Below are 24,066 nucleotides of genomic sequence, written 5' to 3'. Positions count from 1 at the left end.
CGAGTGGACTGCCGCGCTCTTCAGCATCCTCGGGGTGTGGCTGATGGCAAAGCGGCGGCTGGCCGCGTGGCCGGTAGGCCTGCTGTCGGTCGCGCTGTATGGCGCGGTGTTCGCCGAAGCCAAGCTGTACTCGGACACGCTGCTGCAGGTCGCCTTTGGTGGTTTCCTGGTCTACGGCTGGATCAACTGGCGCCAGCACGCCGCCGATGAAGGCAGCATCCGCATCGTGCCGCTGGCGCGCGGCAAGCTGCTGCGCGACCTGGCCATCGGCCTGTGTGGCGGCGTGGCGCTTGGCGCCGGCATGCACACCTTCACCGATGCAGCGTTGCCGTGGCTGGACGCGATGCTGACCGCACTGAGCCTGGTCGGGCAATGGTGGCAGGCGCGCCGGCACACGGCCTGCTGGTGGGTGTGGATCGTGGTGGACGTGGTCTACGTGGGCGCCTATCTGTTCAAATCGCTGCACGTGACTGCTGCGTTGTACGTGTTCTTCCTGGGCCTGGCACTGTTCGGGCTGCGGGCGTGGCGCGCCGCCGCGCGCGAGCCGCAGGCAGTACCTGCGCAGTAGAGCCACGCCATGCGTGGCTGCGTTGGTAGATGCCGACCTTGGTCAGCAGGTGAGCGCCAACCAAGGTTGGCGTCTACCGATGCCCGGCATCCAGGCATGGCGTGGCTCTACTGGGTAAGGGTCAGCCCCAATCGCAGTGGTTGTCGCATGTCCTTCGGCGGCGCCGCCGGCAACGGCGTGGCCTGCAGCGCCGCACGCAGATCGGCATCGACCTGTGCATCACCCAGGCTGTCGAATTCCAGTTTCGAGATGGCGCCATCGCCGGCGATCCACACGCTCACCACCAACGGCGCCGGCGCATCGGGATGCTCCTGCAGCCAAGCCAGCAGGCGCTGCGCGTGCGGATCCTGCTCCTGCTGCAGACGCTGCTGCAACTCGCCGCTGACGGAGGCGGCATAGGCCATCCAGTGCGCAGGTGCGTCCTGTGCGGACACGCTGGCGCTGCCCAGCGCCAACAGGCCCAGCAACCATGCCAACGGGCGCCAGCCACGGCGCGAGGTGCGCTTGTTTCCTGCAGAAGCCATCACCCACGTCTCCACGTCCATGCCAACGCGTCATGGTCGGCGCCGTAGATGACAGGCAGATGGCGGCGCAGTAGCGCCAGGCCATGCGTGGCTGTTCCGGGCAACCGGTTGATCCATCCACGCATGGCGTGGATCTACCTGGCTGCCCCCACCCGGCGTGATCAGTCGCCCAGGTCGGCCAGCACCTTGCGCGAGGGGGCGAAGAAGGTGACGCCGGTGGTCGCGATGGAGAAATCGAGGATGCGGTCGTGCAGCGGCGCGGGATTGCCGATGAACATCCGCTCCAGCATCTTCTCGATCACCCACAGCCGGCGCGTGTAGCCGATGAAGTAGGTGCCGTACTCGCCGCGCCCCGGATTGGCGAAGGGCATGTTGTCGCGCAGGATCTCGTGCTCGCCGTCGGCATCCTCGATGGTGCACAGCGTCTTGTGCGACTTCTGCGCATCGGCCGGCGCGTCGTCCAGCTCGATGTTGTCGTGCTTGGTGCGGCCGATGATCGCTTCCTGCGCTTCGGTCTTCTGCGCACGCCAGGCATCGAGGTTGTGCAGGTACTTCTGCACCACCACGTAGCTGCCACCGGCATGGTCGGGATCCTCGTCGCCGACGATGGTCGCCTCCGGCAGTGACAGGCCCTCGGGGTTGGCCGTGCCGTCGACGAAATCGAGCAGGTCGCGGCCGTCGAAGTAGCGGAATCCGGCCACGTCATCCACCGCGTCCACCGCATCGCCGAAGGCCATCATCAGGTTGCGCTCGAAGGCCACGATCAGATCCATCGTGCGTGCACGGATGTGGTACAGCAGGTCACCCGGCGTGGAGACCGCCATGTGGGTCGCACCCTTCACTTCCTGGAACGGCTTCAACTCGCGCGGCGGCGTACTGCCCACCAAGGGCGCCCACACGCGGTGGCCGATGGCCACGTTGCAGGTGAAGGTGCGCTCGATCTCGCGGATGGCGGTGTTCTTGATCAGGTCATCGGTGCTGGCCAGCACCTCGCGCACTTTCGCCAGCGATGCCGCATCGTCCTTCACCGTCAGCACCAGGAACGCGGCCGAATGGGTCAGCGGCGCGGTGATCTGCTGCGGCTCGTTGTCGAGCGTGTGGTTGAGGGCGGTGATGGGTGCGGGCTGGGCGTTCACGATGGTTCCTGCTGGCTTGAGGCGGGCACATCGCCTGCGGCAATGTGCGGGCGATCATAGCGGAACGACCTTGCCGGCGACGGAGCGGTTCTCAGTTCGCGGTGGTCAGCCGACGGGCGGGCGCCAGCCCTCATCGGCAAGCACCTGTGCCTGCTGTCCGCTGTCGGTGATCGAGTGCTGCGGCTGTTGCAACCACCACTCTCCGTGCCACTGCGGCCGCATGTGTCCGCGCAGGAACCGCTCGACGCGAAAGCGCTGCCCGACACGAAGGATGCAGGCCAGCCGCGTGCGGTCCTGCGAGACCACCGACGCCTGCAGCTGCCAGCCGTCCACAGCATCGCGCAGCAGATTCGCTCCAGCGATCTCGATCACGTCCATGCTGTGGCTACGCCGTAGTCACGGTGAACTGCTGCGGCGTGCGCCACGCAACCCGGAGGTAGGGTCCCTCCAGCACACCGCCCTCGCGGAGATGCTCGAACACGTCGGCCGGACACCACTCCCTGCCCGCCGAGAAGGCAACGCCGAGATCACGCAGGCGGAGGAAGACGGCGGCCTTGGCTGCATCATCGGGGACCGGCAGGGTGAGGGTGTTTTCATCGCCAGCGGTGAAGCCCAGCGCCTGCAGCGAGGCCCGCGAGCGGCCATTGAACAGCATCACCTTGATGCAGTAGCCGTCGGCCTGCCTTACATAGGCGTCGATGTGCGTTTCCATTGACGGATTGTAGAGGCAGACGGATCAGCTGGCGTCGCTCCACACCGCCAGCACGTAGCCGTCCAGATCGCGGAAATGGAAGCGACGGCCGCCGGGAAAGGCAAACACCGCCTGCACGATCTCGCCGCCCGCTGCGAGGATGCGCTGCTGCGCGTCGGCAAGGTCCACGCAGTACACGATGACCAGCGCGCCGCCTGAGGACGTCACTGCCTCGTCGGCGACAAATCCACCCTTGAGGCGGCCGTCATCGAACTCGGTATAGGCCGGGCCGTAGTCGGTGAAGGACCAGCCGAAGACCTGGCCATAGAACTGCTTGCTGCGGGCGATATCGGCGACGTTGAATTCGATGTTGTCGATGCGGCGTTCGGCAGTGGTGGTGTCTGCGTGGCTCATGGTGCGGCTCCGTTGTTGGAGCGCCCAGCATCGGTCAGGGTCGGGCCCGGGTCTTGAACGAAACGGCCATCAACGTCCCCACTGCTGGCGCAGCGCACTGGCCGTCAGGCCGGCAAGCTCGCGGGCTTCGCGGCTGAGGTGGGCCTGGTCGGCATAGCCGGCCTCCACGGCCAGCATCGCCAGACTGTGCGCGGGTTGGGTCTGGCTGCAGCGCAGGAACCGCTGCAGACGCAGGATCCGCTCCAGCGACTTTGCTCCGTAACCGAACTGCGTCTGGCTGAAGCGACGCAGGGTGCGCGGGCTCATGGCCAGTTGTGCGGCGAGTGCGTCGATGCTGGCATCGCCTCTGGCAGCGTGCGCGAACAGCGCATGCGCGCGGCGTGTGTGTTCGTCCAGCACGGCCGCCGGCATGTTCCGCTGCAGGCTGTCAGCCAGGCGCTGCAGGCGCTGGTCGGGCGCGGCGTCACCGATCCAGGCCGCAGCCTGAGTCGCCCAGCGGGTATTGAATTCGATCAGGGGCACGGCTTGGCCGACGATGCCGGACAAGTCGATGCCGAGCGCAGACGATGCCTGCCCAGGCCGGAACCGCGCGCCCAGCACCTGTGCCCCGGGGGCCAGTTGCGGGTGTGCGGCGGTACGGTCCGGTCCCACCACGAACAGCGCACCATCACGCCAGAGAATGTCCACGCAGCCATCGGGCAGCACGGTGATGCTGCCACTGGCATCAGCAGGCAACTGGCTCTGCCAGAGCTGGCCGAACTGGCCACGCAGCGGCGCAGGCGCCAGGTGTTCCTGGTAGGCCGAGCCGGTGCCAGCGGGAGTGGAGGGATCGCCCATGCCCCATTGTGGCAAAGCGATGCCGGAAAAAGAGAAGCCCGGCACGAGGCCGGGCTTCGCTGGCGTGTGGGAGAGAGATCACACGCCAGTTACACGCACTAACGACAGGCGTTTGTTACCAGCTGAAGCGCGGGCCCACGAACCACTCGCGGTCGCCGGCCTTGGCCAGCTTCACTTCGCCACTCAGGCCCCAGTTCTGGTTGAACTTAGCGGTGGCGCCGACGCGGCCATAGAACTCGCCGTCCGGGTTGATGCCGTGCTTCTTGCTGTAATCCTCGTAACCGGCCAGCGCATAGCCTTCCAGGTACGGGTTGAACGCGGTGCGCACGCCCACTTCAGTGGAGTAGCCGTTGAAGTCCAGGCCGTGCTTCATGTCGAACTTCTGATATGCAACACGAGCCACCAGGTCGGTGTTCGGTGCGATGCCGTAGTTGTAGCCGGCACCGATGCGCCACTGGTCGACATCGTTCTTGAAGGTGTCGGTTTCCTGCTTGCTGTAATCACCGAAGATGTGGAAGTTCGGGTGCACGGCAACCGAGCCCTTCACGCCCCAGCCATCAGCGTCGCCGCCCTTGGCATCGGTGTTCACGTAGCCGCCTTCAACGTAGTTGTACGACAGGCCATCGGCAGCCGATGCGGCGAACGGCAGCGCGGCCAACAGACCCAGGGCAAGCAGCGAATTCTTGATCATCGGGATACACCTTTCATTATTTTGGTTTCGTCGAACGCCCCTCGGGAGGGGAGGGAGGAGAGGCGTTCGACAGGTGTGAATTATCCGTTTGTTGATGAAATCGGCCCTGAATATTGAACTGACCGGTACATGAATGAGGTTCCTGTTCAGGGAACTCTCGATGCGCCGCGTAGCAGCTCGCTGGATGCACGCCGACCTGCCAAGCTGCTTCGGTCATGGATCGCACGAGAGGACTTCGCTCACGGGAGCGCGGTGCGCGCGTCGATGTTGTGCGCCACGCTCATCTGCAGCCATTGAGAGGAACGACATGAGTCGGCTTCAGGCTGATGAATTGGGGAGATCGAAGTGGCACAAGGACATCAACCGATGCAGCAGAGCTCGCTTGTGCCCGCTTGTTAAGGATTGCTGAGTGCGCGACCTTCACAGGCCATCCACGTCTTCCAACTGCAGCTGAAAGCACTTCGCAGCGGCGGGAACAAACGCCGCTATATTCCAGACTCCCCAGACGAAGGAGGGAGTGGAATGTTCCTGACCAAGCAGCAAATCAACGCGGCACGTGCCGTCACCGTAGCCATCGTTGCTACCGTAAGCCTCGGTGCTTGCGCCACCTACAAAGACGAATTTGCAACGATCAACTCGCGTCTCGACCAGCTCGACGTGAAGGTGCAGGGCGCGGCGCAGAGCGCCGAATCGGCCAACCAGTCTGCACAGCAGGCCAACCAGCGTCTGGATCAGATCGAAGGCCGCGTGCAGCAGCTCGAAAGGGTCCCCGGCCGCAAGCCGCGCGGGTAACCGCTCTCCCACCCACTTTGATGAACGCTTGAACCGGACACCAGTGGCCTTCACCGGCCACTGGTGTCTTTCAGCCTCTCGGTCGTCATCCGAAGGAGCCGTCCCATTCGTACGTACTCACTCCCTGCACGCCGGGCCGTATCGGCCACGCTGGCCATCGCGCTGGCACTGGCAGGAACCGGCGCAGCCAGCGCCAGGAACGCCAAGGAAGCCAAGGACGCACCCACGGAAACGGCGACCGCCGCCGATGAACTTCCGCAGGGCCAGGAGGTGTCCGATACGGTGATTGAATTGGCCGGCTGGGTCGTGGCCAGCAAGGACAACCAGGGCTATCCGTTCGCGATCATGGACAAGGCGGCTGCGCAGGTCTTGGTCTTCGGCGGTGACGGCAAGCTGCGCGGCGCAGCGCCAGCGCTGTTTGGTTCGGCCATCGGCGATCACTCGGCACCCGGCGTCGCCAAGCTCGCACTGAGCGCGATTCCCGGCCACGACCGCACCACCCCGGCCGGTCGTTTCATTGGCGCCTATGGCCCGTCCGAGGACGCCGGACGCGTGCTGTGGGTGGACTACGATTCCGCCGTTTCAATGCACCCGCTTCCCCCGGGCACCCCGAAAGAGAAGCGCAGCGAACGACTGGCATCGGCCACGCCGGACGACAACCGTGTCACCCACGGCTGCATCAATGTCTCGCCCGGGTTCTACGAGCAGATCGTGCATCCCACGTTCGAGAAAGGCGGCGTGTTCTACGTGCTGCCGGACAAGGACTCGATCGAAGAAACGTTCCCGGAGTTCGCGCAGAGTCGCGTGTCTGCGAAGGACGTGGATGAAAAAGACGCGCGACACGCCCGCAAATGAAACCCGGTTGAAGGCTGCGGACGTGGTCGCGGCAGACCGCTACGGAAGCTCCAGCCTGCGCATCTTGAACGTGAACAAGGTGCCGGCGGCCGCACTGGACTCCACCTCCAACGTGCCGCCATGGGACCGCGCGATCTCCGACGCAATGTAGATGCCGAGGCCGAGACCCGGCCGCGGACGCTCACTCTTTTCACGTGAGAATGGGCTGAAAATCGCGTCCAACCTCGCTGATGGAATGTGTCCCTCGTTGTGTACGTCGAGCGTGAGCATTTCCGGCTCGGAGTGGACGGTCAGCGTAATCGGGGACGAGCGCTCTCCGTGTACCGCTGCATTGGTGAGCAGGTTGGCCAGGAGCTGTGCCAATCTGCTCGGATCGCAAACCACGTCGTCGTCTATCTGTATGTGGACCTTGATGTCCTGGCGGCCAGTGGCGATTGCCACCTCTTCCACAACCCGTTTCAGGTCTTCTTCCAGCGTGCTTGTCAGCTGCAGCGCGATGGGAATGCCGCCGCCCAGACGTCCCCTGGCGAAATCGAGCACGTCGTTGATCAGTCCGTCCATTCTGGCAACGCCGGAAGTGATGTGCGCGAGCATCCGTTGCTGACGCTCAGTGCCTGCCTCACATGCCAGCGAATCTGCGGCGATGCTGATGGCCTGCAGCGGACTGCGCAGGTCATGACCCAGCACGGCAATGAACTGGTCGCGCAGGTCGGCGACACGATGCGCGTCGGAGAGCGCCGTTTCCGCTCGCTCAAGGCGATCTTCCTTGTCGAGGTAACTTCCTACCAGGTCGGCCAGCAGCTCCATGGAGCGTTGGACGTGGGCTACGTCGAAATTGGCCGGTGTCGAATCAATCGCGCAGAGCGTGCCGAAGAAGCTGCCGTCTGGCCGATGGATGGGAACGGACGCGTAGCTCTCAAGCCCGTAGATCCGTGGCGTGTGATGCTGGGAGTAAACCGGGTGCTCGCTTGCATGCGCAAATACAACTGACGTCGCCGACTGCCTGATCTCGTCACAGATGGTGGTCTCAAGCACCAGTTGGCCACCGGGAACCAGCCCGAACCCCAGGGTGTCGAAGGTGGCGCACGCGGTCCAGGTTGTCTGGGTCACGCGGGCAATAGCCGTGAATCGTGAGCCCGTGATGTGGGCGACGGTCTCCAGGATTCGCGGCACGGCCTGGATTCGACCAATCTCGGCGATGTCGTCCAGCAGATTGGGGTCCGTCAGCTTCTGCATGGTCGCTCGTCCGGTGGGCACCGCATCATCCCATGGAACCGCTGTGTAGGTTGATGCGAGGGTGATTGCGGCCTTTTCAGGCTGGGTCGTGGCGGACACCCGGGTCCCCTGCGGGAGGTGAACGACCGATCTGTCCGAATGCAGACATTGCGCAGGTCAGGCCATCTCCTTGGTCTCGTGGTCGCGCCGATCGTCGATGACCGTTCAGAGCTTGATTTCCAGCGTTGCCCGATACAACAGCGCCGTCTTGCGGCGCCGCTCGATATCCGTCGAGCCGTTCTCGTCGAAGTAGGCGTTCCCCGAAATGATCGCCTGCTGCAGCAGTTGCCCACGCTCACGCGGAGCTTGCTCTTCCTGCTGACGCTCCATCGCACGTCAGGTTGAAGACAGAGGGCACCGAAACCTCCACTGCGGCCGTGACCCAGCTGCTGAAAGGTCTTGTAGGTGCTGCTTCGTGGACAAGCAGGAGGCAGCCGACGACCGGCGCAAGGTGCGGGTGAAGCTGCCGGCCGCCGGTCGAGCGCGCCACCGGCAGCGCGAAGCGAACATCCAGCAGTGGATGCAGCAGGCGCTGGCGCACTCTACGACGCGCTGTAGGCCACCCAGAGGGCTTTACACCATCGCATCAATATTTATAATCGACCGGATGGTTAAATATGGAACCCGGTGATGGGCCGTCGCAAAAGTATTGATCCGCAGCAGCTCCTTGATGCTGCCGAGCGCGTGGTCGCCCAGATGGGCGCGGCGCGCCTGACGTTGGATGCGGTGGCCGCCGAAGCCGGGGTCAGCAAGGCCTCGGTGGTCTACGACTTCCAGTCCAAGGCCGGTCTCATCCAGGCCGTGGTCGAACGTGCGGTGGCCCGCGACAACGCCTTCAACCGCGAGGCGGCCAAGGGGTTCAACCAGGATGCGCTGCTGCGCGGTCGTATTGCCGCAGCGGCCCAGCCCTTTCCCGAGGCATTCCAGCCGGTGGCCTTGGCGCTGTGCGCGGCCATGGCCCAGGATCCACAGCTGCGCGCGCCCATCCAGCACAACCAGGCGCAGATCCTGGCCGAGATCCAGCAGCAGGCCACGCACCCACGCAGCGCGTTGCTGGCATACCTCGCGCTGGAGGGTATGAAGCTGCTGGAGTCGCTGGACTACGTGCAGTGGCCGGCCGCGCAGCGGCAGCAGCTGCTGCAGGACATTGGCGCGTTGATCGAGACGCCGCCGCGCTGAACCCGTTCTCTCCCCCGAGGTAACCCTGATGAGTTCTTCCACCCTCTTCCTGACCGGAGGAAGCGGCTACGTGGGCCGCAATTTGATTCGCCGCCTGTGTGCAGACGGTCACCACGTGCGTGCGCTGGTGCGCAGCCCCCAGGCGGCGGCGGTGGTACAGGCGCTGGGCGCCCAGCCGGTACACGGCGATCTGCTGGACCCCGACATCGCTGCGGCGATGGAGGGCTGCGCCGCGCTGATCCACGCGGCCGCCGACACCGACCACCGAAATGCTTCACCCAGCCAGTGGCAGACCAACGTGGAAGGCACCCGCAACGTGCTGACGGCCGCCCGTACTGCGGGTGTGTCGGTGGCGATCGTGCTGAGCAGCGAATCGGCACTGACCACCGGTGCGCCTTTGCATCAGGCGCGCGAGGACCATCAGTATCCGGCGCGCGCAGCAGGCATCTACGGCGCGAGCAAGGCTGAAGCAGAACGGGTGGCGATCGCGCTGTCCACACCGCATTTCGCAGTGAAGGTGCTGCGACCAAGATTTGTCTGGGGCCGCGACAACACGACCGCTATGCCCTACTTGCTGCAGGCCGTACGCAGCGGCCGCTTCGCCTGGATCGACGGCGGGCACTACCTCACCTCGTCCACCCACGTGGACAACCTGGCTGAAGCGGTCTGCTGCGCCTTGACGCGTGGTGCGGGCGGCCGTGTCTACCACATCTGCGATGGTGCGCCCGTGCCGTTCCGCCGTCTGATTGGCGCTCAGTTGCTGGCTTATGGCGTACAACCGCCTGAAAAACAGGTGCCGCGTGCGCTGCTGCGTGTTTTCATCGGACTGGATGACCTGTTCCGCAGACTGCGGCTGCCTCTGCGTGCGCCAATGACCCGCCAGGAGTTCGCATCTTCAGCGGTGGAGGTCACGCTGGATGACAGCCGTGCACGCAGCGAGCTTCGCTATCGGCCGGCGGTTACGCTGGAAGCCGGAATCGCGATGCTGCAGCGCCAAGTGGCCGAGCAAGGCTGATACTCATCGAGCGATCGGCGGGAGAGCCTCGCGCGGTGCGTGGCCGAACAGCCGACTGAACTCGCGGCTGAACTGAGAAGGGCTCTCGTAGCCCACGGCGAACGCGGTGGCGGAGATGCTGGTGCCGCCCCGCTGCAGCAGGCGACGTGCCTCGATCAGGCGCAGCTGCTTCTGGTACTGCAGCGGTGACAGGCCCGTTGCCGCACGGAAATGCCGATAGAACAGCGCGCTGCCCATGCCTGCACGGCTGGCCAGCGCGGCCGCATCAAGCGGTTGCCGGAAGCTGCGTTGCAGGGTGCGAATCGCGCCCGCCATCCGCCGTGCCAAGGGAGATGGCTGGGCCATCGCCAGCAGTGCTGGCCCTGCTTCACCCTGCAACAGACGAAACAGCAGCTCACGCTGCAGGGCAGGCCACAGCAGCCGCTGGGCGTCGGGCGTGTCGAGGGCCAGCTCCAGCAGACGCAGCAGACAGCTCAATACGGGTGAATCCAGCGCTACCACACTGAATGGCGCAGGATGAGGCGCTTGGCCTGTAGGTGGGTTGCCCAACTGGCTCAGCAACTGTCGCAACAAGACGGTGTCCAACTCCACCACCAGCCCCAGAAAATGCGTCTGGTGGTTGCCCCGGGCGGCCATCCCGCGAGCGGGAACGGGCTGACGGGTGAGTAGTGCATCGCCGGCGCGATATTCCAGCACCGCATCGCCCACCCATACCTGTTTGGCCCCCTGTAGCACCGCCGCCACCGCGGGACGGTACAGAGCCGGGGCCGGAGCGCGCGTTGATCCTGTACGCGCCAGCCAAGCGCCGGGCAGAAGTTCCAGCAGCGGCTCCGCGTCCAGGCTGCGTGCGCGCAGCACCGCCTGCGCCTGCAGCGCTAATGCACGCAGCGGGGCTTGGCGATCACAGGTAGCAGGGAAATCGGGCAAGGATCGTGTGCAATTGGGCAAGTGCGGACGGCACCGTGGGCGCAGCATGTCACGCTCCGTTTCACGAGACAAAGCCACCATGAACAGCGTACACACTCCGCGCACCATCGCCCTGGTTACCGGCGGCAGCCGCGGCATTGGCCGCAGCATTGCCCTCCAGTTGGCCAGGCAGGGTAGCGACGTGATGATTACCTACCAGCATCAGCAGGTTCAGGCCGCCGAAACCCTGCGCCAGATCGAAGCCTATGGCGTACGCGCCGCGATGCTGCCGCTGGATCTGGATGCGGTTGGATCACTGGAGACCTTCGTATCGGCTGTGCGGGCACAATTGCAGCGCTGGGGTGCATCGCACTTCCAACAGCTGGTGAACAATGCAGGGCTGCACGCACCATCGGCGTTCGGTGAGATCCGCGGCGATGACATCGACCTGCTGTACCGCGTGCATTTCAAAGCGCCACTGCTGCTGACCCAGTTGCTGGCGCCGCAGCTGGCCGATGGCGGCGCCATCATCAACATCTCCACCAGCCTGACCCGCCACGTGGCTGCGGGCAGCCTGGTGTACGCAGCAATGAAGAGCGCACTGGAAACCGCCACCCACTATCTCGCGCTCGAGCTGGGACCGAGGGGCATCGCGGTCAACGCCGTAGCCCCTGGCGCCACCGAGACCGACTTCTTCGGCGGTGCAGTGCGCGACGATGCCGCCGTGAACCACTATGTGGCACAGCACACGGCGATGGGACGTACGGGTCGCCCCGACGACATCGGCATGGCCGTGGCAAACCTGCTGGCGGGAGGCAGTCATTGGATTACCGGTCAGCGCATTGAGGCCTCAGGAGGAATGCTCCTGTAAGCGACTAGAGGGCCTCGCGATGTCAGCTTCTGGCCGAAAGCGGAAGCTGGCGTGTGCATGCCATCCGAGTCAGATATTGGTCAGCCCGGCCGGGCGCTACAGGTTGTGGAAATGTCCGGATTACCTGGCAGGTCGCCTTCGGCAACTGTGCCGCAGAGCTGATGTGTAATCGCTGGTTGACAAGGTAGAACGATCGTTCTACCTTGGCGCCATGGATAAGACAACGACCGACACCCGACTGAAGATCCTGGACACGGCGGAGGCGCTGATTTACCAGAACGGAATACATGCGACCGGCATGGATCTGCTGGTGAAGACCTCTGGCGTTGCGCGCAAGAGCATTTACCGACACTTTGAAAACAAGGACCAGGTTGCCGCAGCCGCGCTGAGCGCGCGGGACGTGCGCTGGCTCAACTGGTTCAGGCAGGAATGCGACAAGGCCGGCAGCCCGGAAGCGCGCATCCTGGGCATGTTCACGGTGCTCAAAGGTTGGTTCAAGTCCGAGGGCTATCGCGGCTGTGCCTTCATCAACACGGCAGGCGAGGTCGGCGATTCCCACGACCCGATCCGCAGGATCGCCAAGCACCACAAGCAGAAACTGCTCGATTACACGCTGGAGCTCACCGGGCAACTGAACATCGCGCAGCCGGCCGTTCTGGCGCAGCAGCTGCTGCTTCTGATGGAAGGCGCCATCACCGTATCGCGCGTGATGGGTGACTACGACGCCGCAGACACCGCAAGGGTCGTTGCGCAGTTGTTGTTGAAGCAAGCCACGCGCTAACGCCGCAGTAGCCGAAATCCCGCCGCAGTACCCCGTTCATCCATTTCCACTGGAGGCCCCACCGTGTCCGCAGAAGCACCCCGTCCCCCCCTTCCCCCGTTCACTCTCGAATCGGCGATCCAGAAGGTTCGCTTGGCAGAAGATGGCTGGAATTCCCGCGATGCCGACAAAGTGGCGCTTGCCTATTCGCTCGACACCCAGTGGCGAAACCGCGCCGAGTTCACCAACGGCCGCGAGGAAGCCCGGCAGTTCCTTGCCCGAAAGTGGAAGAAAGAGCTTGAGTACCGCCTGATCAAGGAGTTGTGGGCATTCACCGGCAACCGCATCGCCGTGCGCTACGCCTATGAATGGCGCGACGACTCTGGAAACTGGTTCCGCTCCTATGGAAACGAGAACTGGGAATTCGGTGCGGATGGTCTGATGGAGCGCCGCTTCTCGTGCATCAACGACATGCCCATCAAGGACAGCGAACGCAAGTTCCATTGGCCACTGGGGCGCCGCCCGGATGATCACCCGGGGCTGTCCGATCTGGGCATGTAAGTTGCGGAGCCAACGTGAGGAAGGCCTGCGGGCGTGAATGCGCCCGCGGGCTTTCCATGTCAGCGCGGGGTGCTCCTTCGCTTCAGGGTACGGTTACGGCTGCACTTCAGCGCGGAACGCGATCTCGATCAACTGTTCGGGGAAAGCGAGCGCGGAAACCCCGATGAGGTTGCTGGCCACCTGGGGAACAGGCTGGCCATAGACGGCAGGCCTGACCTTGCTGCTGGCGGCGAACGCCGCAGGCACATCAATGACAAACAGGGTTTCCTCAACCACATCCGCCAACGATCCACCCAGCTCGGCCAACAACACCTGCGCGTTCTCGTAGGTGCGCTTCATCTGCGCTTCCATGGTGCCGAAGTTGGCAGGCTTTCCATCAGCGCCCAAAGCGGCCGGCGCCACCAGCTGTCCCTCTGGCGTGTGCGAGAGCTGGCCCGACACGAAGATCGAATTGTTCACGCGCACGGCCTGTACATACCCATAGGCCGATTCCCACGGCACGCCGAAGCTGGCCGTCTTGCGGTTGGAGGTACTCATTGCGTTGTCCTTCCAAGGATAAGGTCGCCAGTCTGCCGGCAGGCTCGGGTCCCCGCCTGCCCCGAACGGGTGAGGCAAGCGTGATCGTGAGCCTCGTGCGGCTGCTGCTGGCCGGAAGCGGACATACCTGCGGGATTACGAAGCACGATCCTGATCGGCTGCGCGCCCGCCGGCGACTGTGAGCGGGGAAAGCGGACCGGCCCGCGGTTACTGTGACAGGAAGCTTCGCTTGTGCAGATCGCCGACCGTCGCGCTAAACGTCGCCTTTCCTATCACCTGAAGACGTGCGCAGACGTTGCTGCAAATCGACTGAAGCAAGCCGTCAGCGGTTCACATCGACCACGATACGGCCCCGCACCTTGCCGGCCATCAGCCCGTGTGCGCTTTCGATTACGTCCCCAAGACCGATTTCATGGGTGATCGCATCGAGCTTCCGCACATCAACATCTGTTACGAGTCGAGCCCATGCCTGGATTCGCTCCGACGTAGGGCGTGTCACGCTGTTGATGCCGAGAAGACTGATCCCGCGCAGGATGAAGGGAGCTACCGTGGAGGGGAAATCCATGCCTTGGGCCAGCCCGCACGCAGCCACGGCGCCGTCAGCCTTGATCGCGGCACAAGCATTGGCCAGTGTATGGCTTCCCACTGAATCAATGGCAGCGCTCCACCTCTCCTGTTGAAGGGGCTTACCAGGCTCGGATAGGGTCCTTCGATCAATAATTTCGGCGGCGCCCAGGTCTTTTAGGTATTCGGCCTCCTCAAGGCGTCCGGTGGACGCGACCACCCTGTACGCACGTGCCGCAAGGAGCGCAATGGCGAAGCTGCCTACGCCTCCATTGGCGCCTGTGACCAGGACATCTCCGGCCTCCGGCGTGAGCCCATGCCGCTCCAGGGCCAGCAGACTCAGCATCGCTGTATAGCCAGCCGTACCAATAGCCATCGCATGCTGCGGTTTCATGCCTTGAGGTAAGGGGATCAGCCAATCGGCATTTACCCGGGCTGCCTGCGAGAGTCCGCCCCAATACCGCTCCCCAACTCCCCAGCCATTGAGAATGACCCAGTCACCAATCTTGTAGCGGGCGTCTGCAGACTCACTGACAGTGCCGACAAAGTCGATACCTGGCACCATGGGAAACGTTCTGACCACCGCGCCTCCCTGGCCAGTGATGGCCATCGCATCCTTATAGTTCAAGGTGCTGTAGGCAATACGAACTGTGACATTGCCTGGTGGCAGCGCTGACTCCGCCAGTTGCGCGACTGAAACCTCGAGCTTGTCTGCGACCTTGTTGATGTGCACTGCGTTGAACATATCTGCTCCTCACGTTGACGTACGATCACGCCTCGCGATTAAGACCGATCGACTAGAAATGGGCAAAAAAGCGACTACCGAGGCAACCCTGCAATGAAGCACTGCGAGAAGATCTGTAATGGCGCGACGCCGCCCTCCAGCCTGGCGCGCAGGACTGCGCCCTCCCAGCCTATCCAGAAGTAACTCGCAATCGCTTTACAGTCAGCAGCGGAGGACAGGTCACCCCGAGCCTGGGCGAGCCGTAGGCAGTTGGCCAGTCGAAGCTCCCATCCATTGAACACGCTCAGCAGGCAATCTCGGAAAGCGATGGGCAGGGTGCCGACTTCCTGCCCAAGATTGCCGACCAGACACCCGCGGCGGAACTGGAATCGCCGTAGTCCATTGCAGGCATCAGCCATGAACGCGACGATTCGATCCAAGGGATCCCGCGCTACGTCAAGGAGGTGACGATCAAGCTTGCGGCAGAAATAGGCGTCGTACGCCTGAAGCACAGCCAGGCCGTAGGCCTCTTTGCTGTCGAAGTAGTGGTAAAACGAGCCCTTTGGAACTCCCAGACTCTTCACCACAGCGTCAACGCCTGTCGCTGAGAAGCTGCGCTCAGTCAACAATTCCAGACCAACGCGGATCATTTCACCGCGGGTATCCTCGAACCCGCGACCGGGTTTGGGTGGGCGCCCGCGGCGTGGCGGTGTCGGGGTTGAAGAAATGGGCATGCGTTCACTTTAGACCGCTCGGTCATAAATCGCAAGGCTCACTCATACCTGGGCGGCGAGGGGAGCCTTCTTCAACGAATCTGCAAGGCAGTTCAGGCAGCGGACTGGTGCTGGATGTATCAGAGGGAGGAGGTTCCGTCTGCTTTTGCATCGAATTCCTGTCGACAGCTTCGGAAGTCTTCAGCGTGCTGCACAACCCAAGTCCACATAGGGATCATCAGCACCAGAAGGTCTTTGCCCAGAGGGGTGATGCTGTACTCCACGCGAGGGGGCACCTCCCCGAAGTCCTGCCGGCATATCAAGCCATCCCTTTCCAGCTGACGCAGCGTGCGCGTCAGCATGCGTTGAGTGATTCCCGTCATTCGTCTGGCCACGTCCGCGTGACGCAATGTTCCATACACGCCGAGCGTATGTATGATTCCCAAGGACCAGCGGCTACCTGCATGCATAAGCACCTCACGTCGAAGGCCGTCATCATCAGTGCTCATTCCCTCACATATAGATTGGGAATGCCGCAGCAGATCTTCTGAACTCATGAATGGTGCGTCCGGTATCATCGGTGTGCCTTCTTACGTGGCGAGGGTGGAAGGGGCAGAATCGCTTTCATCTTAAGCACACATGGTGGTTCCAATGTCTACACCGATTGATTCTCGCTCGATCTTAGTACTGGGCGCCGGCGAACTCGGGATGCCGGTCATCCGCAACCTTGCCCGCATGGCTAACAACCATGGCGCAACAATCAGTGTGATGCTTCGGAATGCGTCGATCGAATCTACGCTGCCAGAAAAGCGCGCCGTCATCGATGAGATCCGTTCGCTTGGTGTGGCCCTTGTCCCAGGTGATCTCGTCAAGGCAACCGTCAACGAGCTGGCGGAGCTGTTCTCTCGTTATGACACTGTAATTGGTTGCGCTGGCTATGCAGCAGGGCTGGATACCCCGATGAAGGTGGCCCGCGCGGCGGTGAAGTCGGGCATTCCGCGATATTTCCCCTGGCAGTTCGGCGCTGACTTCGACGCCATCGGCCGCGGGGGGCCGCAAGATCTGTTCGATGCGCAGTTGGACGTGCGCGACTATCTCCGCGCGCAGGCGGCGATGGACTGGGTTGTCATTTCCACCGGAATGTTCACCAGCTATCTCTTCGAACCTGAATTCGGTGTCATCGACCTTGCCAACAGAAGTGTCCACGCGCTCGGATCAGGTGCCAACTCAGTTACGCTGACGTCTCCTGACGACATTGGTACCATGACTGCACAGATCATGTTCCACTCGCCGCCAATTCGGAACGAGATCGTCTATCTGGCAGGCGACACGATTCGCTACGAAGAACTGCCGGAAATTCTTGAAGAGCATTTCGGAGAGGCCTTCAGCTACAGTGTCTGGAGCACTCCGCAATTGATGCAGGAACTGGCCGACGACCCGTCAAACATGATCAAGAAGTATCGAGCTGTTTTTGCGCAGGGCAAGGGGGTTTCCTGGGACAAGGATCTGACCTTCAACGTGAAGGCGGGGGCGAAGCTTGAGGGAATCAGAGACTGGATGAAAACCAACCTTAAGGTCTCCTGAGTCCGTAGGCGCAAGCTACGAAGGTACAGCATGCTGTGCCTTCAATTTACATGCTGTGCCTTCAATTTATTGGACGCGTGCTAAACGTACGACCGGCGAACTAGATAGGTTTGTTGCGGGCGTGGCAAATGTCCGCTTTTGGCCGAAAGCGGAAAAAGGCCGAGGACGCCGCTTGGCTGCGGCTCTCCTTTCGGCTAGTGATCCTAGGCGGAAAAATTCATCGGTGATCCTCCGTGGCTTATGAAGCGCACGCCGATCAGATCGCCGGATCCGACCATTCATCTGCTTGCGAGGCTGACCCGCTCACCCTAAGATCGCGTCGTATCATTATCAGGGCCCTCCATGCGGTGCTATGTGAACAAATGGGGTAGCCGGACCCAGCGAGGGGAGCAAACGGCTATTAGGCAGATGGATGGCAGAAGGAAGAGTTTGTGAGCCTGCGTGAGAAACAATTTAGCTTCGCACAGGTCATAAGCTGGATCAGCGCCGCCTGTGCCGCCGTAGCCATTGGTACTTGGACGCTTGCCACCCATTTGCAGTCCAACGAGCTCGCTTCCTATAAGGCGGCGGAAGCATGGAAGCCCTTGGAAACCATCACCGCGCTTCGCGAGGCGAGCAAGTCCGTGAACCTTGCAGCCAACGAGCGCAGTGAACTCGTCGCACTTCGGGCGGATGGCGTGAGGCTGCGAGCGCTGGCAGACCAAGTGCCAAAGCTCTCGTCTGAGCGTGATCGCCTGTCTCAGGAACTGGCGACGATTTCACAGGAATCGCTAAATGTCACCGTTGCAAAAGGCAGCTCCGAGTATCTGATTCCAAACGTACTGCTACTAGGCGTTGTCCGCGCTTACACACACTCCAACGAGTGTGAGTTCATTCTGGGTAATCGCAACACATCGATGAGCGTTGGGCATGAAGTCGAGGCGAACGTGGCTGATTCTAATTTCTTGCTGCGGCTCACGGCGGTAACAGATACGGCTTGCAGGTTCTCCTTTGTGAAGTCCCCTGTAGTTGCTAAGTAAGGCATCATTCAAGCCGACGCTGCCTCGCGGCTCGGCTTAGCTCAGGCCTTGAACGTCTGCCTCTGGCCGGAAGCAGACACAGCCTTCGGTTGCGCCATCCATGCGCCGTTTGTTCAATCCAGCGCGTGCTCGGCCAGACATGATCTATCGGTCCCAATGCAATCCCGCACCGATGACAGATTCCGATACCTGCCGTTCGCCAGTCCAAAGTACCTTCCGACGTTGTGTCATCGGCGGAGAACGAAAGGACAGATCGGCACCGCCGCAGGTTACGGAGGGGGCGATAGCCTTCCCGACCCTGTCTTCCCTGGCCGCAGTATTGAGCGATGAGAACCGCCGGCTGCTGCGACTGCTGCGCGAACTTCAACCCAGGTCGCTCACCGAACTGTCCGAGCACTGCGGGCGCAAGGTTCCAAGCCTTTCTCGTACCCTTCGGATGATGGAAGGCTATGGGCTGGTTGAACTGAAGCGGGTCGGGGCGTCTGTGGTGCCATCTGCCATGGCCACGCGCTTTCTCATAGAGCTCGACTAGCACCACGTTGTATCGCCGCATCGCGGAGTTCTGTCGTTATTGCCTCGTTGACGTGTCAGCCCACTACGCTGGCAATCACGACCCATGTCGCATATTCCTCTATCGCTTAGGGCCCTTGCGCCATCGGCGTCTGGGGCGGCTTAACAGCGTGGGAGAATGCCGAAAGCGTCTTGCATCAAGCGTTGAATGCAACTTGTCTGATTGGCGTTGCGCAGCCACAGAGGTACAGATGACGGGCCATCGAGAAAGGATGGCCGGGCCTCGAAGACCCGTGCGCTTGTTTGATTACGCTTGCCAGCCGGCGTCACCCCGCGTGACGCCGGCTGGCAATCCGTCTGCCGGCTATGGCGGGCGGAGCGTGGAGGCCCTGTGCCTGCCGGCTTCAACAAGCGCCCGGTTTTCGAGCCACGTCTCCGCCCGCCACCTTTGTGTGGCGGCTATCGTCTGTCCTGCACGGAGCCCAGCCATGACTGCACCGGAATTTCCTCGCCCTCACCCCTATCGCGCAGCTGGCGATGCGTCATCAGAACAAGCATCTGCGATCGATCCCAGAGCTTTCATCGCCACGCTGACGCGGATTGGAAAAGGCGCAGCCGCCGACGGCCAGCCGTGGCCGGAGCGTCATCAGATGCCCGGCCGCCGCATGGCGCTGGCCGATGCGGACTGCGCACTGGCGGGCCTGCGCATAGCGCTGGAAATGCTGCTGGCGGCCGAGCGCGTCCGCCAGAACGGACCGGACGACGAATACGTGGGCGATCGGGTGATGGAAGGTTTGATGATGGCGTGCCTGGCGCTGACCGCGCAGGTCAGCGCGCGGATGCGGCCAGAGGCGTAACGCCGGAGAATCTTCCGGCGTTACCGCCCATCACTCGCAGGAATCGCCTTCTTCCTTCAGCATCGCCTCGTCCACCGGCCGCTCGCGCTCGATCAGCGCGCGCTGCTCTGCGTTCGGCTCACCCAGCCACCACACGTTGCAGCGGGCGGTAAGGCGGCCGACCATCTTCGAGTGCGTCGGCGAATACAGCATCGCCAGCGCGGTGGTCGAGCACTGGTGCGCCTGACAGGCGGTGTAGAGCCACCACGGCTCGCCCTGCAGCACCATCAGTTCGCCAGGCCCGCTGGGACCGCTCAGCAGGCGTTCGCGCAGCGAAGGGACGTTCTTGTCGGGCGATTCGGCCGCTGCAGTGTTCTTCATCAGGGCGTCGAACGCGGCCAGCACCTTCGGGTCCTTGCGGCCGCAGTCGTCCACGGTGTTGCCGCCGACCAGGGTGAAGAAATAAGTCGCCAGCGGATTGTCCGCGCAGGTGAGTTCGGCGCCGGGGGGCTCACCTTCCGGCTCGCCTTCGTTGTCCCACACCGACGGGTCCACGCCGTCTTCGACGGAAGGCGCGTTCTCGACCACCGTGGCCGTGGCGGCTGGGGCTTCCGTCGGCGCAGCAGTAGCGGCGGGTGCAGCTGCGGTGCCTGCTTCCGGTGCCGGTGCCTGCGTGCACGCGGCCAGCAACGCGACCAGCCCTGCCATTCCCATCATTCGAGACGTCATTCCCTGTCCTGTGTCCATTCGCCCAGCCGGCGACCGCGTGATTCTACCCGCCAGCCAAGGTGGATACTCTGGCAATCACGCCTTCCATCACCGCCAGGATGCAGACGTATGTGCCATTCAAGACTTGCCGTGATTCTCATCAGTGGCCTGTTGCTGGCCGGGCCTGTGATTGCGCAGGCGTCCGCTGCGCCCTTGCCCATCTCGCTACCCGACGTCCCCCTGCCCGCCGCGCTGGCTCGCGTGCTGCGCGATTACGAACAGGCGTGGCGCACCGGTGATGCGAAGGCGTTGGCGGGATTGTTCACCGAGGATGGTTTCATCCTGCAGGGCAACCAGCCGCCCGTGCGTGGGCGCGCGGCGATCGAGGCGGCGTATGCCGGCCAGGGAAGCAGTCCGTTGCGGCTGCGTGCGCTGGCCTATGCCGCAGAGGAATCCACCGGTTACATCATTGGTGCCTACACCTACGGCAGCAACGTGGGCGATACCGGGAAGTTCACGCTGACGTTGAAGCGCGTGGCGGGTGGGCCATGGATGATTTTTTCGGACATGGACAACACCAACGCGCCGCCGCAGTCGCGGTGATGGGCGCTACGGGTTCCACAGTAGATCCACGCCATGCGTGGATGGGTTTCGCGCACGCACAAAAAACCCCGGCACTGGGCCGGGGTTTTTCGATTCACTTGAACAGCGTGTCCGGATATTCCGGCTTCTGTTCGCGTGCCAACAGCGCACGCAATCCTTCTTCCGGGGTCTGCTCGCCATGCAGCACGGCGCGCACGCGGTCGGAGATGGGCAGGTCGATACCATGACGGCGCGCCTGTCGCATCACTTCGTCGGCGGTCTGCACCGACTCGACCACCTGGCCGATTTCGCGGATGGCGTCCTGCAGCGTCTGCCCGCGGCCCAGGGCCAGGCCCAGGCGGCGGTTGCGCGACAGGTCGCCGGTGCAGGTCAGCACCAGGTCGCCCAGGCCCGCCAGGCCCATCAGCGTTTCCGGCTTGGCGCCGATCGCTGCCGCCAGGCGCAGCATCTCGTTGAGGCCACGGGTGATCAGGCCGGCACGGGCGTTCAGGCCCAGCTGCATGCCATCGGCCACGCCGGTGGCCACGGCCAGCACGTTCTTCATCGCACCGCCCAGCTCGGCACCGACCATGTCGTCGCCGGTGTAGGCGCGGAACGCCGGACCGTGCATCGCCTCGGCCACCGTCTGCGCGAACTCGGGCACGTCGCCGTGCACGGTGATCGCGGTCGGCAGGCCCAGGGTGACTTCCTTGGCGAACGACGGCCCGGTGACAACGGCCAGCGGCACGTCCTCGCCCAGCACTTCGCGCGCCACTTCATGCAGGAAGCGGCCAGAGCCGGGCTCGAAGCCCTTGGTGGCCCAGGCCACACCGGCACCGGCCGGACGCAGCGGTGCCAGCGCGCGCACGGTTTCACCGAATGCATGCGACGGGGTCACCACCAGGATCCAGGCGGCACCTTCCACCGCCGACGCGAGGTCGGTGGTGGCGCGCAGCGATTCCGGCAACGGAATGCCCGGCAGGTAACGCGGATTCTCGTGGCGCTGGTCGATGGCCTCGACCACGGCGGCATCGCGCCCCCACAGCACGGTCTGGCGACCGTGGCGGGCGAGCAGCGTCGCCAGCGCGGTTCCCCAGGAACCGGCGCCGAGTACGGCAACCTTGTCAGCGGTAGTGCTCATCCGTGACGTCGCGGCCGGGATCAGGCGTTGCCGGCCGGCTCGGAGTCAGCCAGCGACGGTGCGTCGCCCTGCTCCTGGCGCTGGCGCAGGGTTTCTGCGTACAGGCCTTCGAAGTTGATCGGCTGCAGGAAGAACGGCGGGAAGCCGCCGGCCTGGATCAGGTCGCTGACCAGCTGGCGCACGTACGGGAACAGGATGTTCGGGCACTGGGTGCCGAGCAGCACGTCGATCGACTGCGGGTCCAGGCCGACCAGGCCGAACACGCCAGCCTGCTTCACTTCGGCCACGTACGCGGTGCGCTCGCCGGCCTGGCAGGTCAGGGTCACGGCCAGCACGACTTCAAAGGCATTCTCGCCCAGACGCTGGACCTGCTGGTTCAGGTTGAGCTGCAGTTCCGGCTGCACCTGGTCGTTGAAGATCGACGGGGCATTCGGCGACTCGAAGGAAACGTCCTTGACGTAGATCTTCTCGACGGTGAACGCGGGGCCGGTGGCGGCATCGACCGGCGCGACAGCGCCGTTGGTGGTCTCTTCGGACATTTCCAGTAACTCCAGTGAATGCAATGAAAACGATGGTCGAATTACTGCGATGGGGGCGGCGGAGGGCGCAAACAAGGCCACATCCGTCACCGCCTGCTATCAGTTGCGGCCCTTGACCAGCGGCAGTTCTGCCTGCTGCCACGCGGGGATGCCGCCGTCGAGCACGAAGACCTTCTCGAAGCCGGCCTTCTTCAGCGCCTTGGCGGCGGTCTCGGACGCGTTGCCGCTGCGGCACACCAGCACCACCGGGGCCTGCTTGGCGTTGGCCACCAGCTTGTGCTCGGGGCCGAACGCGCTGGCCTGGGCACTGCGGCTGCCGGCGATGTGGCCCTTTTCGAAATCAGCGCTGGGCGACAGATCAACCACCACCGTGCCGCCCGCGTTGATCAGCTGGGTCAGTTCGGCGGGCTTGATGCCCTTGAAGCCCCGGAACAGGCGGCGGATTTCGGTGACGATGAGGGCCACGGTCAGGCCGACCAGGGCCGCGGACAGCATCGGGTTTCGGCCTGCGAAGGCCAGCAACTCTTCGTAATTCACTCAGGTCACGGGTCGATTAAGCGGGCGCCGATTGTCGCACAAGCCGGACGCGACCCGTCACTGCCCCTGCCAGAGGTCCGGCAGGCCCGCGCTTTGCCACCAGCGCTTGGCTTCCGGATCCCAGCGCCAGCGCTCGGTCACCACCACGGTGCGCTCGGCCTGGGTGTTCTGGTTGATCACCCCGATTTCGACCCGGCGCTCGACCAGGCCGCCTTCGAGCGATGCGCTGCTGCGCTCGCGGTAGGACGACACGCGCAGCTGCGCATAGCGGTTGAGCTCGAACTCGGTCGGCGGCTTGGTCTTGCGCAGCTGCGGGTCCAGATAGCCGATGGCGTCGTCCATGCTGCCCCAGCGGATGGTGGCGCCGTAGGCGATCTGGGTCTCTTCCAGCAGCTTGCGCTGCTTGCGGCTGAGGTCGTCGGCGGCAGCGCCTGCGGCGGCGCTGAGCAGCAGCAGGGAACACAGGAGGATCTGGATGAGGCGGCGCATCGGTGGGTTCCGCAGGGCGTCAGCCTGCCATCCTACCCTTTGGCGAAGGCAACGAAGCGACCGCTGAATTCGGCCGCGGCCTTGCCGTCGGCACCGGGCTGGGTGGCGACAATGCTGATGCGGGCCTTGCCGCGCTGGCGGAAGGTGGCCAGGAAGGTCTCCCAGGCACCGCTTCCGGCCGCTTCGGCATGGGCATGCAGGTCTTCATAGACCGGTGCCAGGTAGCGCAGGTTGCTGTCGGCCACGTAGACCTCGGCGTCGTGGCCAGCCAGACGCAGGCGCAGGCTGACCAGCGCCCAGCCGGACAGGGTCAGCACCGAGGCCAGGCTGCCGCCGAACGCATTGCCCTTGTCATTGACGTTGGCCACCAGCGGCGCGGTGATGCGCAGCACGCCGTCGGCATAGCCATCCAGGCGGATCTGCATCGCGCGGACCGCCGGCATGCAGTCCAGCACGTCCTGCAGGGCAGCCAGCGAAGAGGTCAGGGCATCAACAGCCATCAGCAGCA

34 protein-coding genes are annotated in these 24,066 nt (G+C 63.6%); 14 read left to right on the top strand and 20 right to left on the bottom strand.

The window, feature by feature from the left end:
* Window positions 1-43: 43 nt before the first annotated feature.
* The gene (pnuC, locus tag LMF57_RS00855; protein WP_051562400.1) at window positions 44-568 is read left to right on the top strand and encodes a nicotinamide riboside transporter PnuC; all 525 of its coding nucleotides are present in this window, start codon (window positions 44-46) and stop codon (window positions 566-568) included.
* Between the two features lie 107 nt (window positions 569-675).
* Here pnuC and LMF57_RS00850 read toward each other — a convergent pair whose 3' ends face one another.
* The 7 genes from LMF57_RS00850 to LMF57_RS00820 all read right to left on the bottom strand — a co-directional run bounded on the left by LMF57_RS00850 (window position 676) and on the right by LMF57_RS00820 (window position 4,858).
* Window positions 676-1,092 (bottom strand): TonB C-terminal domain-containing protein, encoded by a 417-nt coding sequence (locus LMF57_RS00850; RefSeq protein WP_032978314.1) that lies wholly within the window; start codon window positions 1,090-1,092, stop codon window positions 676-678.
* Between the two features lie 161 nt (window positions 1,093-1,253).
* Window positions 1,254-2,228, bottom strand: a complete 975-nt coding sequence (locus LMF57_RS00845; protein WP_208081932.1) for a Dyp-type peroxidase — start codon at window positions 2,226-2,228, stop codon at window positions 1,254-1,256.
* 105 nt (window positions 2,229-2,333) lie between these two features.
* On the bottom strand, window positions 2,334-2,606 hold the full coding sequence (locus tag LMF57_RS00840) for a hypothetical protein (protein ID WP_229290529.1): 273 nt from the start codon (window positions 2,604-2,606) through the stop codon (window positions 2,334-2,336).
* Window positions 2,607-2,613: 7 nt separating this feature from the next.
* Window positions 2,614-2,940 (bottom strand): hypothetical protein, encoded by a 327-nt coding sequence (locus LMF57_RS00835; protein ID WP_229290528.1) that lies wholly within the window; start codon window positions 2,938-2,940, stop codon window positions 2,614-2,616.
* Window positions 2,941-2,964: 24 nt separating this feature from the next.
* The gene (locus LMF57_RS00830) at window positions 2,965-3,333 is read right to left on the bottom strand and encodes a VOC family protein (RefSeq protein WP_229290527.1); all 369 of its coding nucleotides are present in this window, start codon (window positions 3,331-3,333) and stop codon (window positions 2,965-2,967) included.
* A 69-nt stretch (window positions 3,334-3,402) separates the two neighbouring features.
* On the bottom strand, window positions 3,403-4,170 hold the full coding sequence (locus LMF57_RS00825; RefSeq protein WP_080150302.1) for an AraC family transcriptional regulator: 768 nt from the start codon (window positions 4,168-4,170) through the stop codon (window positions 3,403-3,405).
* Between the two features lie 115 nt (window positions 4,171-4,285).
* Window positions 4,286-4,858 carry an Ax21 family protein gene (locus LMF57_RS00820; protein WP_025875896.1) on the bottom strand — a complete coding sequence of 191 codons (573 nt, stop codon included), beginning with the start codon at window positions 4,856-4,858 and terminating at the stop codon, window positions 4,286-4,288.
* A gap of 525 nt (window positions 4,859-5,383) precedes the next feature.
* Between LMF57_RS00820 and LMF57_RS00815 the strand changes: the two genes are divergently transcribed.
* Together LMF57_RS00815 and LMF57_RS00810 are read left to right on the top strand one after the other, a co-directional pair.
* Window positions 5,384-5,653 carry a hypothetical protein gene (locus LMF57_RS00815; RefSeq protein WP_025875897.1) on the top strand — a complete coding sequence of 90 codons (270 nt, stop codon included), beginning with the start codon at window positions 5,384-5,386 and terminating at the stop codon, window positions 5,651-5,653.
* Between the two features lie 156 nt (window positions 5,654-5,809).
* A complete protein-coding gene (locus LMF57_RS00810) occupies window positions 5,810-6,508 on the top strand; it encodes a hypothetical protein (protein ID WP_229291418.1) in 699 nt (232 codons plus the stop codon).
* Window positions 6,509-6,547: 39 nt separating this feature from the next.
* On the opposite strand, the gene LMF57_RS00805 is transcribed toward LMF57_RS00810, so the two are convergent.
* Both LMF57_RS00805 and LMF57_RS00800 read right to left on the bottom strand, forming a co-directional pair.
* On the bottom strand, window positions 6,548-7,744 hold the full coding sequence (locus LMF57_RS00805; protein WP_229290526.1) for an ATP-binding protein: 1,197 nt from the start codon (window positions 7,742-7,744) through the stop codon (window positions 6,548-6,550).
* A gap of 204 nt (window positions 7,745-7,948) precedes the next feature.
* Entirely contained in the window at window positions 7,949-8,113 is a 165-nt protein-coding gene (locus LMF57_RS00800; RefSeq protein WP_162887586.1) for a hypothetical protein, read from the bottom strand.
* A gap of 85 nt (window positions 8,114-8,198) precedes the next feature.
* On the opposite strand from LMF57_RS00800, the gene LMF57_RS00795 reads away from it, so the two are divergent.
* The 3 genes from LMF57_RS00795 to LMF57_RS00785 are packed head-to-tail and all read left to right on the top strand — an operon-like array spanning window position 8,199 to window position 9,977.
* On the top strand, window positions 8,199-8,414 hold the full coding sequence (locus LMF57_RS00795; protein WP_229290525.1) for a hypothetical protein: 216 nt from the start codon (window positions 8,199-8,201) through the stop codon (window positions 8,412-8,414).
* A complete protein-coding gene (locus LMF57_RS00790) occupies window positions 8,414-8,962 on the top strand; it encodes a TetR/AcrR family transcriptional regulator (RefSeq protein ID WP_099786279.1) in 549 nt (182 codons plus the stop codon). Before LMF57_RS00795 ends, LMF57_RS00790 begins: the two co-directional genes overlap by 1 nt.
* Window positions 8,963-8,990: 28 nt before the next feature.
* Entirely contained in the window at window positions 8,991-9,977 is a 987-nt protein-coding gene (locus LMF57_RS00785; RefSeq protein WP_117309209.1) for an NAD-dependent epimerase/dehydratase family protein, read from the top strand.
* 3 nt (window positions 9,978-9,980) lie between these two features.
* Here LMF57_RS00785 and LMF57_RS00780 read toward each other — a convergent pair whose 3' ends face one another.
* The gene (locus LMF57_RS00780) at window positions 9,981-10,904 is read right to left on the bottom strand and encodes an AraC family transcriptional regulator (RefSeq protein WP_229290524.1); all 924 of its coding nucleotides are present in this window, start codon (window positions 10,902-10,904) and stop codon (window positions 9,981-9,983) included.
* A 7-nt stretch (window positions 10,905-10,911) separates the two neighbouring features.
* Here LMF57_RS00780 and LMF57_RS00775 point away from each other — a divergent pair, with 7 nt between their 5' ends.
* The 3 genes from LMF57_RS00775 to LMF57_RS00765 all read left to right on the top strand — a co-directional run bounded on the left by LMF57_RS00775 (window position 10,912) and on the right by LMF57_RS00765 (window position 13,075).
* Window positions 10,912-11,754, top strand: coding sequence for an SDR family oxidoreductase (locus tag LMF57_RS00775; protein WP_229290523.1), 843 nt, complete (start codon window positions 10,912-10,914; stop codon window positions 11,752-11,754).
* A gap of 211 nt (window positions 11,755-11,965) precedes the next feature.
* Entirely contained in the window at window positions 11,966-12,535 is a 570-nt protein-coding gene (locus LMF57_RS00770) for a TetR/AcrR family transcriptional regulator (protein ID WP_229290522.1), read from the top strand.
* Window positions 12,536-12,598: 63 nt separating this feature from the next.
* Window positions 12,599-13,075, top strand: a complete 477-nt coding sequence (locus tag LMF57_RS00765; protein ID WP_025875918.1) for a nuclear transport factor 2 family protein — start codon at window positions 12,599-12,601, stop codon at window positions 13,073-13,075.
* Between the two features lie 93 nt (window positions 13,076-13,168).
* Here the strand turns inward: LMF57_RS00765 and LMF57_RS00760 are convergent, their stop codons facing one another.
* The 4 genes from LMF57_RS00760 to LMF57_RS00745 form a co-directional block, all read right to left on the bottom strand.
* Window positions 13,169-13,612, bottom strand: coding sequence for a Rid family hydrolase (locus LMF57_RS00760; protein WP_099786284.1), 444 nt, complete (start codon window positions 13,610-13,612; stop codon window positions 13,169-13,171).
* 322 nt (window positions 13,613-13,934) lie between these two features.
* Window positions 13,935-14,921: an MDR family oxidoreductase gene (locus tag LMF57_RS00755; protein WP_117309206.1), complete on the bottom strand. Its 987-nt coding sequence runs from the start codon at window positions 14,919-14,921 to the stop codon at window positions 13,935-13,937.
* Between the two features lie 74 nt (window positions 14,922-14,995).
* Window positions 14,996-15,550 carry a TetR/AcrR family transcriptional regulator gene (locus LMF57_RS00750; protein WP_229290521.1) on the bottom strand — a complete coding sequence of 185 codons (555 nt, stop codon included), beginning with the start codon at window positions 15,548-15,550 and terminating at the stop codon, window positions 14,996-14,998.
* Between the two features lie 203 nt (window positions 15,551-15,753).
* Window positions 15,754-16,122, bottom strand: coding sequence for a helix-turn-helix domain-containing protein (locus LMF57_RS00745; protein WP_229290520.1), 369 nt, complete (start codon window positions 16,120-16,122; stop codon window positions 15,754-15,756).
* A gap of 142 nt (window positions 16,123-16,264) precedes the next feature.
* Here LMF57_RS00745 and LMF57_RS00740 point away from each other — a divergent pair, with 142 nt between their 5' ends.
* The 4 genes from LMF57_RS00740 to LMF57_RS00725 all read left to right on the top strand — a co-directional run bounded on the left by LMF57_RS00740 (window position 16,265) and on the right by LMF57_RS00725 (window position 19,583).
* On the top strand, window positions 16,265-17,197 hold the full coding sequence (locus LMF57_RS00740; protein WP_229290519.1) for an aromatic alcohol reductase: 933 nt from the start codon (window positions 16,265-16,267) through the stop codon (window positions 17,195-17,197).
* Window positions 17,198-17,628: 431 nt separating this feature from the next.
* Window positions 17,629-18,216: a hypothetical protein gene (locus LMF57_RS00735; protein WP_117309204.1), complete on the top strand. Its 588-nt coding sequence runs from the start codon at window positions 17,629-17,631 to the stop codon at window positions 18,214-18,216.
* Window positions 18,217-18,388: 172 nt separating this feature from the next.
* Window positions 18,389-18,748 carry a helix-turn-helix domain-containing protein gene (locus tag LMF57_RS00730; RefSeq protein WP_117309203.1) on the top strand — a complete coding sequence of 120 codons (360 nt, stop codon included), beginning with the start codon at window positions 18,389-18,391 and terminating at the stop codon, window positions 18,746-18,748.
* A 466-nt stretch (window positions 18,749-19,214) separates the two neighbouring features.
* On the top strand, window positions 19,215-19,583 hold the full coding sequence (locus LMF57_RS00725) for a hypothetical protein (RefSeq protein WP_033832719.1): 369 nt from the start codon (window positions 19,215-19,217) through the stop codon (window positions 19,581-19,583).
* A 30-nt stretch (window positions 19,584-19,613) separates the two neighbouring features.
* On the opposite strand, the gene LMF57_RS00720 is transcribed toward LMF57_RS00725, so the two are convergent.
* The gene (locus tag LMF57_RS00720) at window positions 19,614-20,291 is read right to left on the bottom strand and encodes a hypothetical protein (protein WP_117309202.1); all 678 of its coding nucleotides are present in this window, start codon (window positions 20,289-20,291) and stop codon (window positions 19,614-19,616) included.
* A gap of 129 nt (window positions 20,292-20,420) precedes the next feature.
* Here LMF57_RS00720 and LMF57_RS00715 point away from each other — a divergent pair, with 129 nt between their 5' ends.
* Entirely contained in the window at window positions 20,421-20,873 is a 453-nt protein-coding gene (locus LMF57_RS00715) for a nuclear transport factor 2 family protein (protein ID WP_229290517.1), read from the top strand.
* Window positions 20,874-20,967: 94 nt separating this feature from the next.
* Here LMF57_RS00715 and LMF57_RS00710 read toward each other — a convergent pair whose 3' ends face one another.
* From LMF57_RS00710 to LMF57_RS00690, 5 genes are all read right to left on the bottom strand, one after another.
* Window positions 20,968-21,993: an NAD(P)H-dependent glycerol-3-phosphate dehydrogenase gene (locus tag LMF57_RS00710; RefSeq protein WP_032978039.1), complete on the bottom strand. Its 1,026-nt coding sequence runs from the start codon at window positions 21,991-21,993 to the stop codon at window positions 20,968-20,970.
* 20 nt (window positions 21,994-22,013) lie between these two features.
* A complete protein-coding gene (gene secB, locus LMF57_RS00705) occupies window positions 22,014-22,532 on the bottom strand; it encodes a protein-export chaperone SecB (protein WP_025875931.1) in 519 nt (172 codons plus the stop codon).
* 99 nt (window positions 22,533-22,631) lie between these two features.
* Window positions 22,632-23,069: a rhodanese-like domain-containing protein gene (locus LMF57_RS00700; protein WP_025875933.1), complete on the bottom strand. Its 438-nt coding sequence runs from the start codon at window positions 23,067-23,069 to the stop codon at window positions 22,632-22,634.
* A 57-nt stretch (window positions 23,070-23,126) separates the two neighbouring features.
* Window positions 23,127-23,558 (bottom strand): hypothetical protein, encoded by a 432-nt coding sequence (locus LMF57_RS00695; RefSeq protein WP_117309200.1) that lies wholly within the window; start codon window positions 23,556-23,558, stop codon window positions 23,127-23,129.
* A gap of 32 nt (window positions 23,559-23,590) precedes the next feature.
* The gene (locus tag LMF57_RS00690) at window positions 23,591-24,058 is read right to left on the bottom strand and encodes a YiiD C-terminal domain-containing protein (protein WP_032951885.1); all 468 of its coding nucleotides are present in this window, start codon (window positions 24,056-24,058) and stop codon (window positions 23,591-23,593) included.
* Window positions 24,059-24,066: the final 8 nt, after the last annotated feature.

Origin of the sequence: Stenotrophomonas sp. SI-NJAU-1 (genome assembly GCF_020883215.1) — a bacterium.
Taxonomy (GTDB): domain Bacteria; phylum Pseudomonadota; class Gammaproteobacteria; order Xanthomonadales; family Xanthomonadaceae; genus Stenotrophomonas; species Stenotrophomonas indicatrix.
The sequence above is the reverse complement of the archived record's forward strand: the minus strand, read 5'-3'. Positions and strand labels throughout refer to the sequence as shown.